Origin of the sequence: Tannerella sp., from assembly GCF_052170195.1 — a bacterium.
Lineage (GTDB): Bacteria > Bacteroidota > Bacteroidia > Bacteroidales > Tannerellaceae > Tannerella.
The window spans coordinates 1-15,811 of sequence record NZ_JBQNAZ010000052.1 but is presented as its reverse complement, the minus strand read 5'-3'; the positions used below and the strand labels follow the sequence as shown (position 1 = coordinate 15,811).

The window sequence follows — 15,811 nt, the reverse complement described above, 5'->3', positions numbered from 1 at the left end:
CGAATATGAAGTCCTCAATCCCTCGTATCCAAAAGAAACTGGCTCGAATGAAGCCGCAACAACTAATGACAATGCAATTTTAATGCGTCACCCCTGCGTAAATATGCCTCCGGTGGTTCCATTTTGGTTACAAAAAACAAAAGCGCTGAAAATTGTAACCACAGACGACGTTAAGACGATGTTTAGACAATAGCCCCTTTAAGCTCCAGAATTTCTAACACTTTCGGTACAACGGCGATTTCCTTTTCCTTGTTATCCGGAGTCTCTTATGTCAGACTCTGGCGATAGGCATCCTTTCAAGCCGAGAGAGTATGTGCACACCACCCTTTTTCAGCTTGACTCCTCGCGCACTCCTTTTCCATCGATGGATACAAGCCCGCCCTCTAAACGATCCACTATATCGCGTCCATACACCCCCAAACAGACTGCCAAGAAATGGACCCTATGTGGAGAAGTACTCGTTTAAAAGTAGCTACACCGGGGCATTCATTGGGTAATTCAACCAAGGGATAAAGCGCTGCTCCACGTTCTTAACGGAACTCATACATAGACACATAGTCCTTTCCCATACACAAATAAGTGGCTAATGCTATAGCTAAGATATCGTTTATGTCCTGTCCTGCTTGATCGGACAGTCGTCGAAGTTGAATTGTTTGCCGGCTGAAAACAAATGACGAACGAACAATGACGAATGCAAATAAACGAAAAGTGGTTCTCCGTGTGGTCATGAAACACGGTATCCGAACGCAAATGACGTAAATAATTTTTTGTGTGGTGCCGGATGCCCGATGTATTGTGCCCCGTGGCGATGTATCATAACAGGGAACTGCTTCGTTGTTTGTGAAATGTGAGTTCGATCACATACGTTAGCACACCCATCGCTATCATCCTTAACACCTTGTCCCTCAATCATTTTAACATATTTAAAGAGGGTATGCCCAAACATTGCGTTTTGGACATACCCTCCCTTTTTTACGGAAACCGGCGCATGCGCTCTTACGGTTTTGCTATCGTGCAGGTATATTTCTGCGCGTCGGAGAGCGAGAGCGTGATCTTATACGTTCCGGCCTTGACGGCGATGTTGGCGCCGCCGAAGGTCAGATGCTCCGGATCGCCGCCGAGGTTGACGTCCCACGCATCGTTGGCGCGGAACTTCAGCTCGCCGTCTTTCAGGGTGGCGGTGATCGAATATTCGCTTTTGGCGGCGTCGAACGTCATCGGCGTAGAGGTATCCCATCCGCCGTCGGTTGCGCTGCCGATCAGTCCGAAGGTTTGGATGAGCACGGCCGACCATGTGAGCGACGAGATATTGGCTTTCAGCAGATAGAAGCCTTTTTCGGCTTTCAGGTTGCCGGCCCCGCCGTCGGTCGAGAGAGTGCCGTCTTTCGCTCCGGCGCCGTAGTTGACGCCGTCCCAGCTTTTTTCGGACGTGAACTTGAACTCGCCGTCGAGCGATACGAATCCGCTGTAGTTCATGAAATCGGTTGAATGAACGAATGGAGCCGTTGCCGGCGCCCATCCCTGATGATTGCCCGGCACGTAGAGAAACGGGCTGACGTTGCCCAGCACGGTGACTTTATATGTGTAATCGAGCATGTTGAGTTCGATTTTCACCCATCCGCCGTCTTTGATCTTCATGGCGTTGCCGTTGACCGTGAGCTTGCCGGAGGCCGATTCGTCGCCATCAACGGCACAACCCAGTACGCCCTCGCCCCATACATTCTCCGCCTCGCCTTTCGTAAAGGCGTCGACGCGTGTTTGCGGGATGACTTTCCAGTAGCAGTTTTCCGGCACTTTGAGTATCATCGAGAAGAGGGGATTCTCGTACACGTCGCCGCTTTGATTCAGTTTGATGAGCTTCGACACATCGTCGGCCTTCCAGTCGTTCATATTCCCGATCAGGTAATAGGCCTTATCGATAAAGGGCGCTTTCGGCTTGACGGCCAGTGTGAGCGCCACACTGTCTGAGCGGAGCGTCTGTTCGCCGAGAGCGACGAGGGCATACAGCCGTCCGTTGAGGGTGCGCAGCTCGGGACGCTTGCCGTAGATCGAAACGATCGAGTCTTGCAACGCGCCCGTCTTTACCTGTCCCAGACTGTCGACCTCGAGCGTAACCTTTTCGTTCAGATACAAGACGTATCCTTTCACCCGTCCTGCGGTGAGTGTCGGTTTCGTAATCGAGCAGACTTTCACTTTTTCCGAGGCAACGGTGTTCAGGTCGATGGCTTCGACCTTCTCGGCCTTGAAGCCGATCGTCTTGGCCGTTTCCTGTTCCCATTGCTGAGGAGCGGCTACGTCGCTGTTAAAATCTTCCGTGCATGCCGTGAGGATCAAAACCGAACACAGCATCATATAGATTGACCACTTTTTCATATCCGTATAGTTTATCGTTTCACTTTACATTTATTCATAACGTCCCTTACCGGTCATAAAGTTCAAGAAGGCGCGTTTGCCTGCAGGCTGCGTGTAACGCTCCTGATCATCGCCCGAGCCGCGGTAAGCGATTTTTCCATCGGCAAAGACGATAAATTCGGAGTGCCACCAGTCTTCGTCGGCAATCTTCACACACATGCGCACTTCGGCCGTATTACTGAACGGAGGAGACACGAAGTCGCCTTTGGCATCGGCCGGCACGGTGAACAGGTTCTTATCGAGGATATCCCACTTGCCTTCGTGAGCCACCCCGCCGATCAGATAAACGTTCGGTTTCTCGAACGCCACGGTGAACTTCAGGTTACGCCCTTCGACGGCCGTTTTGACGACGACAAGGTACCATCCGGCCTGTGCCACCTTAAGGTTGCCTCCGGCGTCGGAGAGGCCTGCACCGGCATAGTCTTCGAGGGTAGCCGAACCGCCAAATTCCCGGCCGTCCCAGCCTTTCTCGATGTTGAATTTCATCTCGGCGTCTTTCTCGATGTAGAGGATACGCCAGAACGTGCCGTTCTTCGCCCAAGTGGGAACCATCTCCATGCCGTCTTCCCATTTCCAGTTGCCGATCGTACTGCCGACGATATTCATCGTTTGGGGTAGGACAATGGGGCTGAGTGCAAACTTCGTTCGCGTGTGGAGCGTAACCGTATTGGAGAAGATTTCGCCTTTGCCGTTCGTTAACGCCGCCCTGAGCCGGACGTAGAGTTTCGAGGTGAGCGGGAAGCGGTCTTCCGCGATTCCCTTTTCGAGCGCCAGCGTAGTTTGCGCTACGGCGATTTCGGTTGCGTCGACGGCCATCTTGGCCGTTGTGTACGTCGTGGCCAGTGTGGCATACTTCCCTTCGGTCGTAAAGTCGTTATCGAGCGATACCTGCACGGAGTAGACCGTAGCGGCCGTGAAGCCGTAGTCGGGTTGCGAGCAGGTAAGCTCTACGGACGACGAGTTTTCCAGATCGTACTCGGCGCCCTCGGCATAAGCCGGTGTGTTGAGGACGAATTTTGTCGGGGTCTGCAACGTCGGGTTGGAGTTGCGGTCGTCTTCGCACGAAGCGAAAACGAAAGACAGCCCGACAGCCAGCAGCATGACTGCTATCTTGTTTCTATTTTTCTTCATCATGATCTTTATCAGTTTATTTTTGACATGTTCGCTTTCCGTTGCCGGAAGATTAATACCCCGGATGTTGCACCAGATTGTTGTTCACGTTCAGGTCGTTTTCCGGAATCGGATAAAGGTTAAGGTGCTTGCCAAAGCTCGTACCGTCTTTCACGCCGCCTTTCCATTGCCATACATAGTTTGTATTGCCTCCGAACTTGCCGAAACGGATCAGGTCGGAGCGTCGCCGTCCTTCAAAGGCGAACTCGCGCGACCATTCGTCCAGAATATGGTCGAGGGTGTACGATGTCTCCGTTTTGGCGTTGGCACGTTTGCGCAGGGTGTTGATGGCCTCGGTGGCCTCGGCTGCAGCACCTCCGTTCTGCCGTACCGTAGCCTCGGCAAACGTCAGGTAGGCTTCGGCCAGACGCATCAGGGGCACATCGGTATCCGTATGTTTCGAGTCGTTGGTCGACGCGCCGTCGGCACGCAGGTTCGAGAATTTGACGAAGGAGAAGCCGCTTTCAAACTTCGCCGCCTCGTCGACCGATAAGGTGCGGTCTTTGCCGAAGAAGAGCGCGCGGTCGTCTTTCGCCGCCTTGATGATCTGATCGGTTTCGGCATTCGGGGCGTCGCCCGTCGGGAAGAATTTCTTCACCAGCTGCGGCCGGCAGCGGTTTCCGGCCCATCCTTCGGTAGTTCCGTAAGCCGGCATGTCTTTCGTTCTATGTGTCGAGGCGATCAGGAAGAGGGAGCCGCCGTAGTTACGTGTCGTGGCGCCGTCCTGCAGAATCGGCAGGATAATCTCCGCGTTCGCCCTGTTCACCGCGCTGCCGTTGTTGTCGGCCATAAACAGGTGTTTATATACTGGCGACAGGCTGTACGACGTGTTCATCACTTTCCGCGCATATTCGGCCGCCTTAGCCCATTGCGCCGTGCCGGTATATACCTCGGCGTTCAGGTACAGACGCGCCAGCAGGAGCCATGCCGCCGCTTTATCGGCGCGGCCATAGGCGTTCGTTTGCGGGTCTTTCATCGCTTCGGAGGCTTCGAGCAGCTCTTTTTCGATGAACCGGAAGAGTTCGGCACGCTCTGCCTGCGACGGGTTCTCGGTCGATACCTTCGTTACAAACGGTACTTTTCCGAACATGTCGATCAGGTAATAGTAGTTCAGAGCACGCATAAAACGCGCTTCGGCACGCTGTACCACGCTTTCGCCGTCGCTTTTCCCATCGGTCTGTTCGAGGAAGAAGTTGCATAACGTCACGTTGAAATACAGACGGTAATAAAGTCCCGTCACATACTCGTGCGACGCTCCCCACGCGTTGTAATTGAGTTCAGGTATTCCGCCGTCGCCCCAGCAGCAATGCGCTTCGTCGGTCGAAAGTTCGTTCATATTCCAGATCAGCCGGAAGAAGTCGGACGTTCCTTCGTCGAGGCCGTCCACGTCGCCCGTTCCCGATCCGGCAGGCCCTTCGATGCCGGTCAGCCCCATCGTTGCATAAATTTTCGTAAAGACCTTGTTTTGGTCAAACTCCATCGTGACACTCGGATCGATCGGCGTCACATCCAGATCACCTACGCACGATACCATGCCCGACATTGAAAAAGACAATGCAGCCGCAATAATCGATGATTTTATCGTATTTCGTTTCATAATGATTTGCACTTTATTCGGTGATTAAAAATTCAATGTTACTCCCATCAACGAGGTAAGCGGACGGGGATAGAGGTCGCGGTCGATGCCGTAGTTCAATCCCGTGCCCGATCCGGTGATCAGTTCCGGGTCGAGTCCTTTATATCCGGTAATGGTAAAGACGTTCTGCACGGCAGCGAAAACACGTCCCGATCCCAGCCTTTTCAGGTTGAAGGAGTATCCGAGCGTGATGTTGTCGCACTTGAGGAACGACGCGTTCTGTACGAAATAGTCTGACATGTAGAAGTTTCCTTCGCCCTGCCAGTTATTCTCGAGTACCATCGTCGGACGGTTGATCAGGAATCCCGACGGGGCATACAGCTGACTCAAGTTACTGCTGCTCGACTCTACGTCGTTATAAACGTAGTTGTTCAGGCTCGTGCGGAGCGTAAAGCTGAAGTCCCATGCCTTGTAAAGCATCTTCGACGAAAGTCCCATCAGCACATCGGCCGTCGGTTTTTTGTAGAAATACTTGTCGCTCGCGTTGATGATGCCGTCGCCGTTACGGTCGACGAATGTGTTTTCGATCGGCTTGCCTTTCTCGTCGTAGACCTGCTGGTAGACGTAGAACGCATACGCCGGATGCCCGACGGCATGAGCCTGTGCCTTGTTTCCCGTACCGTACGAAATTCCTCCGGTGGAAACGTAGTAGCCGTCGCCGTCGCCGCTTGTGAGCTTCGTGATTTTGTTTTTGTTATACGTCAGGTTGAATCCGATGTCCCATGTAAAATCTTTCTGCACGACGGGTTTGGCTTGGATCGAAAATTCGACTCCCCGGTTCTCGAGCGATCCGATATTGGCGTTCACCTGATTCTTGAAGTTCGTTCCGGCCGAGACGTAGACGTAGTTGATCAGGTCGTCCGTCCTGCGATAATAGTAATCGACAGCCCCCGAGATCCGGCCGTTCATAAGGCCGAAGTCGAGTCCGGCATTGCTGGTCGTCGTCTTCTCCCATTTCAGGTTCTTGTTGTAGGCGTCGGGGCGATACGATTCGCCTTTGCCGTAGCCGATGGGATAGTAAGCAAATCCTTTGTTGGCCGTGTAAGAGGCGAAATACGAATAATCCGAGCCGATGTTCTGCTGTCCGGTCACCCCGTATCCCAAACGGAGCTTCAGGTCGGACAGCGCGTCGACATCTTTCAGGAATCCTTCCTCCTTCATCTTCCAGCCGAAAGCGAACGAGGGGAAAGTGCCCCAGCGATGATCTTTATGGAAACGCGAAGAACCGTCGCGGCGAACCGTTGCCGTAAACAGATACTTGCCGGCCAGCGTGTAGTTCAGACGTCCGAAGAACGAAACGAGGAAGTTCTCCGAAGCCCATTCCTTATGTGACGGAGAATATTCCTTGCCGGGATTGATCGTATTCGTTTTCGGATAATATCCCGTATAGCGGTTGTTGCCCTCGCGATGGAAATGTTGCCATTCGTAACCCGCCATAGCGTCGAAGTTATGAATCCCGGCCGATTTCACATATTGCAGATACGTATTGAACGACAGGTTATACTTGTCGATTTCCTCGAAGCCGTAGCTGCCGTAGTAATTGTTTGTGAACGAATAGGGGCTTACATCCGTCGTCTGCTTTCCGGTCGAGAGGTCCATCCCTCCGTTGGCGTGGATACGCAGATCGGGGAGGAAGTGGAACTTATAATCGACCTCGAGATTCCCGACGAGTGATTTCGATTTCGAGCGGTCGTTCTTGAGTTCGAGCAGCGAGACGGGATTAGCCGGCGCCAGCGAGTTGTTCGTCACCGTCCATGTGGGGTCGTTGAGCGCCTTCCCGTCATTCGTCCACTGGAAATACCCTCCGAAATATTTCGGGTAGATTTCGCCTTCGCCCATCACCGGATGGGTCGGGTCCATGCGGGTGGCCGCGCCTACCGCTCCGGCATCGGCAAAACGGGACTGTGCATACATCCCTTTCAGGTTTCCGTTCAGCTTCAACATCCCGTCGAAGAACGAGGGCGAGAGGTTGAGCGATGCCGTGTACCGCTCGAAGTTCGACGTCTTGAGGATACCGTTCTGGTTCGTATAACCGATCGATACGCGGAAAGGCGTCGTACCCAGACCGCCGTACATGCTGATGTTATGGTCGGTCGAGAAGGCAACCCGGTAGATTTCTTTTTGCCAGTCGGTGTTCGCGTTGCCCAGCGCCTTGTATGCGTCACTGCTTTCGCCGTATTGCTGCTTGATGCGTGCGCGGTATTCGTCGGCGTTCATGACTTCGATTTTGTCTTTCGCGTTACTCATCGAGACGTTGCCGTCGTAGGTGATGCGCACTTTCGACTTGCCGCCTTCGAGCGCGCCTTTCTTCGTCGTGATGATGATCACGCCGTTCGAGGCGCGTGAACCGTAGATGGCTGTAGCCGAAGCATCTTTCAGTACCGTGAAGGTTTCGATGTCGTTCGGGTTCACCATAGAGAGCGGGTTGGAGAGCCCTTTGACACCGTCGTTATCCATAGCCAGCCCGTCGATAACGATCAGCGGGTCGTTATTGGCATTCAGCGACGAACCGCCGCGAATGCGGATCGTGGCGCCGCCGCCCGGCGTACCGCCGCTCGACACCACATTCACCCCGGCAATCTTCCCGGCCATCAAATCTTGTGCATTCGTCGTCAGTCCGCGATTCATCTTGTCCGGCTTGATGGCTGTCACGGAACCTGTCGCATCGTCTTTCTTGACCGAACCGTACCCGATTACGACGACTTCTTCCAGCATCTCCGAATCTTCCCGTAAAATAATCCGCATAGGGTCTTTCGTAGCGTTGACTTCCTGCGGTTTGTAACCGATGTAAGAAACAACGATCACGGCCTTTTCATCGACCGACAGCGTAAAATGACCGTCCAGATCGGTGATAATCCCGTTAATCGTGCCTTTCTCCACCACATTCGCACCGATGACCGGTTCGTTCATCTCATCGACAACAGTACCTTTGACCGTTATCTTCTGCGCATAGCCGCCGGCCGCAAAAAACAATGCGACGAGCAGCAGACAGATACTTCTCTTCCGAGAGAATCGTTCTTTTTTATTCATATCCTTGCTGTTTTAGATTTTATTTCTGTTCCATGATACTGATGGCATATCCTCCGCCCGATGCCGCGCGGAGCGTCAGCTTCGACTTGTTGGTCACCTTCATCTGCTTGATGGTGTACGCCTGCGGATTCTTTTCGTAGTGCGCCGTCGGGGCGTCGGCATAGATCGTAGCCGTGTACTTGCGCCCCGGGTCGAGGAAGTCGAGCGAGACGTTCGACAGATGTCCGTCCTCGTTGGCCGTGCAGCCTACGAACCAGTTGTTTGTGCCCTTGGCCTTGCGCGCCACGGTGATGTAGCGCCCCGGCTCAGCCTCCAAGTATTTCGAGTCGTCCCAGTCGATGGCCACGTCTTTGATGAACTGGAACGCGTCCATAAAGCGTTCGTAGTTCTCCGGCAGGTCGGCCGCCATCTGCAGCGGGCTGTACATCGTCACATACAGCGCCAACTGCCGTGCGAGGGTCGAATGTACGTATGAATTGTTGCCCGGGTTCACTTTCTCGAGCCGTGTTTCAAAGATGCCGGGCGTATAGTCCATCGGGCCGCCCATCAGTCGTGTGAAGGGGAGGATGGTTGTATGGAAGACCTTGTTGCCGCCGAACGATTCGTATTCCCCGCCGCGGGCCGCCTCGTTACCGATCAGGTTCGGATACGTCCGGCAAAGCCCCGTCGGGCGCACCGCTTCGTGTGCGTTGACCATGATCCGGTGTTCGGCCGCTTTTTTGACCGCATATAAATAATGGTTCACCATCCATTGCCCGTAATGGTATTCGCCGCGGGGGATGATATTGCCCACATAACCGCTTTTGACGGCGTTGTAGCCATAGTCGTTCATTAACTTATAGGCCTTCTCCATCTGGCGTTCGTAGTTTCGCACGGAGGATGACGTCTCGTGGTGCATCATCAGCTTCACGCCCTTCGAGTGCGCATATTCGTTGAGCGCCTTGAGGTCGAAGTCGGGATAAGGCGTAACGAAGTCGAAGACGTAATCCTTCGAGTTCCCGAACCAGTCCTCCCAACCGATGTTCCAGCCTTCGACCAGTACCTGATCGAAGCCGTGCTTCGCGGCAAAGTCGATGTAGCGGCGCACCTTTTCGTTGTTGGCCGCATGCGTGCCGTTCGGCTTCATTTTCGTATAGTCCGTGACGCCGAGGTGCACCGATGGCAAGTCGTTGGTATAAGCCCACGTGGATTTCCCCGAAATCATTTCCCACCATACCCCGATGTATTTCACCGGACGAATCCACGACACATCGTCGAGCTTGCACGGTTCGTTCAGATTCAGCGTCAGATGAGAGGCGAGGATACGGCGTGCGTCGTCGCTGACGATCACTGTACGCCACGGCGTGTGACACGGGGTTTGCATATATCCTTTTTTCCCTTGCGCATCCGGCGTCAGCCACGACTGAAACGTCAACGTTTGATCGTCGAGATTGAGCGACATGCACGGGTAGTCGACAAGAGCAGCCTCATGCAAGTTGATGTAAAGCCCGTCATCGGACTTCATCATCAGCGCCGTCTGCACGCCCGTAGGTGAAAATGGCGTTTGCGACGTGTTCGGCGTGATGGCCGTTTGCATCAGTCCGCGTATCTCCGTCAAGCGCGATTCCGTGTAGTCGTATTCCTGCGTATCGTAATCGCCCGGGATCCAGAAGGCTTTATGATCGCCCGCCATCGCAAACTCCGAATATTCTTCCTTAATAACAAAGTAGTTCAGGCTCTTCTGTTGCGGAAATTCGTACCGAAAGCCCAGTCCGTCGTCATAGAGGCGGAAACGTACGACCATGGTGCGGTCGCCGTCGGCCTGATGAAGCGTCGCGGTCATCTCGTTGTAATGATTGCGTATCGCTTTTACTTCGCCCCAGACAGGCGTCCAGGTCTCGTCGAACGTTGCGGTTTCGACACCTTTCAGCGTAAACGCTTTACGCAACGAGAATCCTTCGATTTCGAGACCGAGCCTGCTCGGTTTGATCACCGGCTTCTGTTTGTACGTCAATTCGTAAACAGGGGTACCTTCGCCGTTCACCTCGAAACGCATCAACAGATTTCCGTCCGGCGATTTCAACTCTTCCGCACGCATCACAAAAGGTGCGGACACAAGAAAAGAGAATAGAAAAAACAGCTTTTTTCGTAGATTTATGCTCTTCATGTCAATAAAAAAAATTAATAATCGAAACAAAGATATACTCCTAAAAGCTGTTACATTTTTTGAATGAAGCCGAATATAAATAAAACAGGTCTTATATAAATAGTAAAATATTGTTTATTTGTTATTTGTGGACTTTTGCAAAGTAAAAAAATATAAATAGAATAATGATAAAAACAGTGCAAATACTTTCTCCGAAGGATATGTTTTTACTTTTTTTGTAAAATAATCAAGTCCTGAAACTGGTCGGTCTTACGATGCGAATTACTCCATCGACCGGGTTCCATAGAAACCATCTGTAATTTACTGTCGGTAATCATCGACGATAAAAATTCCAGATCGTATGCTACATTGGCCTCTTTTACTTTTTCGTCGAGGAACGCATATCCGTCATGCCGGTATTTAAAAGAAAATTCGCCGGTACGTCCGGCCTCTATATTCTGTTTGGCTTCTTCGTCCAGAATAAAAAAAGTTGCCACGCAGTAGCCTCCCTTTTTCAAGACACGGTAAATCTCCGATAAATAGTTGTTAATGTCTTCCGGAATCATGTGGGAGAAAACAGAGAAGAGGGTCACGACATCAAACTGACTGCTTTCATACGGAAAAATGAAATCTTTAGCGCTTGTCTCTGTACTCAGGTTGTATAAGTCGTTCTTTAAATCGACATGCTTGAAGATAAAATTCGGATACCTCGGGGTAATATGCTTCCGGCACCAGTTCACCCCTTTTTTCACAAGGTCAAACCCTTCGAATCGGCCATCGGCGTTCAGATAGTCTGTCATGGCGACAGCTAGCCGGCCGATACCGCTGCCGACATCGAGCACGGCCGCATCAGGTTGAATGCCGGTGTGCCGAAGAACGGTTTCCCGTTGAAGTTTTCCCTGTTCGACAAAGTCGCCACTGCCGATAAAAATCATGCCTTTGGGAGGTATCATAGCATCCCGTTGGGTGAACAAGTCGCCCGGAAGATAATACAATCTTCTTAAAACCAATCGACCGCGCGGTGGAATTCGATAATAAAACCATCGAAGGATAGCGTGTGTACTCATATTTTTAACTGTTATATTTTGAATATGCGGCGGCAAAGCTAATGATTACAGGTAAATCCCGCAAACAGACAAGGTGGGTAAGCAGGGCTATTCATGAACTGCCCGCGGCCGCAAGATGTGTTCTTCATCGAAGTCATCTTGGGCGTCGCGTCCGATTCCTGTTTTGCTCGATTAAATATAATCTTGTAAATTTGCCGCATGAAATTCGAGCTCGTACAAACAGACTCGCAGTCGCAGGCGCGTGCCGGAGTAATGACGACCGATCACGGGATCATCGAAACACCCATCTTTATGCCCGTCGGGACGCAAGGCACGGTCAAAGCCGTCCATATTCCCGAACTGGAGCAGGATATTCGCGCACAGATTATTCTGGGTAATACGTATCATCTTTACCTTCGCCCGGGACTTGATATCCTCGAGAAAGCGGGGGGATTGCATAAATTTAACAGTTGGAATCGCCCCATTCTTACGGATAGCGGCGGTTTTCAGGTGTTTTCGTTGGCCGAAAACCAGAAGCTGACTTCCGAAGGGGCAGAGTTTCGCTCTCATATTGATGGCAGCAAGCATTTCTTTTCGCCCGAAAGAGTGATGGATATTGAACGTACCATCGGAGCGGATATCATGATGGCTTTCGATGAATGTTGTCCGGGAGATGCCGATTACGGATATGCCAAAAAATCGCTCGATCTGACCGAACAGTGGCTGAAACGCTGTGTGAAACGGTTTAACGAAACGGAACCAAAATACGGATACAGCCAATGTCTTTTCCCCATTGTACAGGGGTGTGTCTATCCCGATTTGCGCACACGGGCAGCCGAAAACGTAGCTGCGATCGGAGCCGATGGGAACGCGATCGGCGGACTGGCGGTAGGTGAACCGACGGAGAAAATGTACGAAATGGTCGAACTGGTCAACGGCATTCTGCCGAAAGACAAGCCGCGCTACCTGATGGGAGTCGGTACGCCGGTGAACCTGCTCGAAGCCATCGAACGGGGCGTGGATATGTTCGACTGTATCATGCCGACACGCAACGGGCGTAACGGTCAACTCTTCACTCGATTCGGTACGATGAACATGCGCAACCACAAATGGGCCGACGATTTTTCGCCGATCGATCCGGACGCGCATTCGTATGTCGACACGCTTTACAGCCGTGCTTATCTGCATCATCTGTTCAAAGCGGATGAGCTGCTGGCGCTCCAGATCGCTTCCGTCCATAACCTCGCGTTTTACCTGTGGCTGGTTCGAGAGGCGCGGCGGCATATCATCGCGGGCGATTTCATGACGTGGAAGAACAGCATGATCGAACCATTATCGCAACGAATCTGAAATGCGGAAAGACGGTTTCAGACTGACAAGGATTGATCGGTATATCATCCGGAAATTTCTGGGTACTTATATCTTCACCATTCTGCTGGTGATTGCCATTACCGTTGTCTTTGATTTCAACGAAAAAATCGATCATTTCATCGGGCCTAAATCTACGGCTACGATGCACGGTATCATTTTCGATTATTACCTGAATTTCATTCCTTATTTTATCAGTATCTTCAGCCCGCTGTTCACGTTTATCACGGTAATCTTTTTCACTTCGCAACTGGCCGACAGGTCTGAAATCATCGCCATGCTCGCCAGCGGCATCAGTTTTCGCAGACTGATGCGCCCGTACCTGATCTCGGCAACCATCATTGCATCGGCCAATTATGTGCTGAACGCCTATATCATTCCTCCGGCCAACGTTATCCGTATCGACTTTCAAAATACGCACATCAGAGATAAGAAAGTATCGTCGGCAAGGAATATCCAGCTCGAGATTGAACCGGATGTCTTTGCTTATTTCGATCGCTACGACGCTTCCTCTTCCATGGGGTATCGATTTTCGATAGATAAATTTAAAGACAAGGAATTAGTATCAAGGTTGACAGCCCAGTCCATCAAATACGATTCGCTGTACACATGGACGATCATCGATTACGTGATCCGTGACTTTGACGGAATGCGCGAAAGAATCTCGACCGGTACGCGGAAAGATACGACCTTGACTTTTATGCCTTCCGACTTTCTTGTTTCCGAAAGTGACTGTGAAACGATGACGATGCCCCAACTGGCACGACACATCAAACGGCAAAAAGAGAGGCGTCTCGCCAATATCCAGCTTTTTGAAATCGAATATCATCTGCGGATTGCAACGATCATGTCGTTTTTTATCCTGACTCTCATCGGCGCTTCACTCTCTTCGCGCAAGATGAAAGGAGGAATGGGACTGAATATCGGGATCGGGTTCGCCTTGAGTTTTTCGTATATCCTGTTCTCCAAAATTACGTCGACTTTTGCCATCAGCGGGTATGTCAGTCCGATGGTGGCTGTCTGGATACCCAATATCCTCTATTTGTTTATTACGATTTTTCTTTACCGGAAGGCGCCGCGATGAACGTGCTTTGCCGTTTGCAAAAAAAATCGTTCTTTTGTATTCGTATTCGTCGGATACAAAAACAATAAAGAAGAAAATTTATGCGCACGTCTGCTCTTCAATATCTTTACCTTCAGAAACCGGTAAGTACGGTGATATTCGTCTGTCTGTTCTCGATCCTCCCGTGGATTGCGACGGGCGATTTTTCGACCAAAGGCGAACCGCGCGAAGCTGCCGTAGCCGTATCGATGCTCGAAACGGGTAACTGGACGCTGCCGACCGTTTACGCCGATGAGTTTGCCTACAAACCGCCGATGGCACATTGGCTGATGGCAGCCTGCTCGTTGCCGCAAGGCTATGTGAGTGAGCTGACAGCACGCTTGCCTTCGGCGATAGCTTATACGGCACTGATGGCCATCGTACTGATCTTCTTCGGTCGTCGTGTGCGTTTTCAAGAAGCATTCATCGCCGTTTGTTTGCTGTTTACCTGTGTCGAGATTCATCGCGCGGGGATGACGGCGCGTGTCGATATGGTACTGACTACGTTCATGGTGGCCGGACTGATACAAATGTATCGATGGGAGGAAAAACTATCCCTGAAAGGATTGCCTGTGGGGATTCCGTTACTGTTCAGTGGGGCTGTGCTCACGAAGGGACCGGTCGGTATCATTTTACCCCTGTTCGTCTTTGGCGTCTATCTGCTGATGTTGCGGAAGTACAGTTTGCTTCGAATCTTCAAAACGCTGCTTTATACGGGTGTATCGTCGTTATTTATCCCCATGCTCTGGTATATCGAAGCGTGGAAGCAGGGGGGCAATGATTTTTTAAACGTTGTGCTGGCCGAAAACTTCGGACGTTTTTTCCATTTAAGCGAGGCTAATATATCGTATGATCTGGGACATAAGGAAGGGTTCTGGTACAACTTCGTTACGTTAGCTGCCGGTTTTATGCCGTGGACCTTGTTGCTCTTTTTCTCTCTTTTCGGGGTGAGTTGGCATAAGCCGCAGGGAAGTCTCGGAAGATGGGTCAGAAATGCATGGGACACGATCTTGTCACTCGATAAAATACGTTTGTTCAGTCTGGTCGCTTCTGTTTGTATTGTGTTCTTCTACATGCTACCAAGTAGCAAGCGGAGTGTTTACCTGATGCCGGCTTATCCGTTTATCGCGTTGTTTATATCGCAATGCATTCTCTACCTGACGGAGCATCGTTCGAAGCTGACCCGTGTCTTTGCCGGCGTTTTAACAGCCGTGGCATCTGTGGCCTTCGTTACGGCCCTGCTCTGTATGACAGGAACTGTAGACCTTGCAGCGTTGGCAAGCCATTATACATCAAAGACTTCCACCTTGCAGACCTTCGAAGCGGTCGGACAGGCCTTCCACCCCTCAGTCTCGACCATCATCGTGCTGGCACTGCTGCTGGCTGCCTTATTGACAAGCTATTACCAACTGTCTAAGAAGATCAACATCAAGATGTTGTATGCCTCTATCTTTTTGATCTTCTGCGTCCATCTCTTTATCGACGGCATCGTAATGCGCGGAATCCGAAACGAGAACTCCTCGCGTGCTTTTGCCCGAGAAATCCGTGGCGCATATCCGCTGAATAAGGATAACCTTTTTGTCATGAATAATCTGCATCATTACACGAACTTATATGGTTTGAACTTTTATCTTGGTAACTGCTTCCATAATTTCGAGACCGAGCAACCGCAGACAGGATATTTCTTGGCCGATGAGAGGGACTATCCTAAAGTCCTCGAGCGTTATGCCGGAGTATATACTTTTGAAGAATTACGTACTTCCGGTCGTATTCTGGCCGATGTAAAAGCTCGGGTGGTGTTGTCGCGTTTTGTGAGAAAGTAACCCGCTTGATGATGAACGGTTCGTCATCATTTTACGATTAAAAGCGACTTTGTTGCAACGGTATAAAAAATAGGGGTTATTGGTATATTTTTGTATTTG

Annotated in this window: 10 protein-coding genes; 4 read left to right on the top strand and 6 right to left on the bottom strand. The window is 51.2% G+C overall.

All coding sequences use genetic code 11. The annotated features are described in order from the left end of the window. Window positions 1-193: hypothetical protein (locus tag ACTTKA_RS10830; RefSeq protein ID WP_442725047.1), on the top strand; the 193-nt coding region annotated here is incomplete at its 5' end. An 803-nt stretch (window positions 194-996) separates the two neighbouring features. Here ACTTKA_RS10830 and ACTTKA_RS10825 read toward each other — a convergent pair. The 6 genes from ACTTKA_RS10825 to ACTTKA_RS10800 form a co-directional block, all read right to left on the bottom strand. After that, window positions 997-2,373: a DUF5115 domain-containing protein gene (locus tag ACTTKA_RS10825; protein WP_442725046.1), complete on the bottom strand. Its 1,377-nt coding sequence runs from the start codon at window positions 2,371-2,373 to the stop codon at window positions 997-999. A 30-nt stretch (window positions 2,374-2,403) separates the two neighbouring features. Continuing rightward, window positions 2,404-3,546 carry a SusF/SusE family outer membrane protein gene (locus ACTTKA_RS10820; RefSeq protein ID WP_442725045.1) on the bottom strand — a complete coding sequence of 381 codons (1,143 nt, stop codon included), beginning with the start codon at window positions 3,544-3,546 and terminating at the stop codon, window positions 2,404-2,406. Window positions 3,547-3,595: 49 nt separating this feature from the next. Next, window positions 3,596-5,179 (bottom strand): RagB/SusD family nutrient uptake outer membrane protein, encoded by a 1,584-nt coding sequence (locus tag ACTTKA_RS10815; RefSeq protein WP_442714751.1) that lies wholly within the window; start codon window positions 5,177-5,179, stop codon window positions 3,596-3,598. A gap of 24 nt (window positions 5,180-5,203) precedes the next feature. Beyond that, the gene (locus ACTTKA_RS10810; protein WP_442725044.1) at window positions 5,204-8,248 is read right to left on the bottom strand and encodes a SusC/RagA family TonB-linked outer membrane protein; all 3,045 of its coding nucleotides are present in this window, start codon (window positions 8,246-8,248) and stop codon (window positions 5,204-5,206) included. 19 nt (window positions 8,249-8,267) lie between these two features. Next, window positions 8,268-10,325 carry a glycoside hydrolase family 97 protein gene (locus ACTTKA_RS10805; RefSeq protein WP_442725048.1) on the bottom strand — a complete coding sequence of 686 codons (2,058 nt, stop codon included), beginning with the start codon at window positions 10,323-10,325 and terminating at the stop codon, window positions 8,268-8,270. A 275-nt stretch (window positions 10,326-10,600) separates the two neighbouring features. Continuing rightward, the gene (locus tag ACTTKA_RS10800; protein ID WP_442725043.1) at window positions 10,601-11,440 is read right to left on the bottom strand and encodes a class I SAM-dependent methyltransferase; all 840 of its coding nucleotides are present in this window, start codon (window positions 11,438-11,440) and stop codon (window positions 10,601-10,603) included. 198 nt (window positions 11,441-11,638) lie between these two features. Between ACTTKA_RS10800 and tgt the strand changes: the two genes are divergently transcribed. From tgt to ACTTKA_RS10785, 3 genes are all read left to right on the top strand, one after another. Further along, window positions 11,639-12,769, top strand: a complete 1,131-nt coding sequence (gene tgt / locus ACTTKA_RS10795) for a tRNA guanosine(34) transglycosylase Tgt (protein WP_442725042.1) — start codon at window positions 11,639-11,641, stop codon at window positions 12,767-12,769. Window position 12,770: 1 nt separating this feature from the next. Then, the gene (locus tag ACTTKA_RS10790; protein ID WP_442725041.1) at window positions 12,771-13,871 is read left to right on the top strand and encodes an LptF/LptG family permease; all 1,101 of its coding nucleotides are present in this window, start codon (window positions 12,771-12,773) and stop codon (window positions 13,869-13,871) included. Between the two features lie 80 nt (window positions 13,872-13,951). Then, window positions 13,952-15,712 (top strand): ArnT family glycosyltransferase, encoded by a 1,761-nt coding sequence (locus ACTTKA_RS10785; protein WP_442725040.1) that lies wholly within the window; start codon window positions 13,952-13,954, stop codon window positions 15,710-15,712. Window positions 15,713-15,811: the final 99 nt, after the last annotated feature.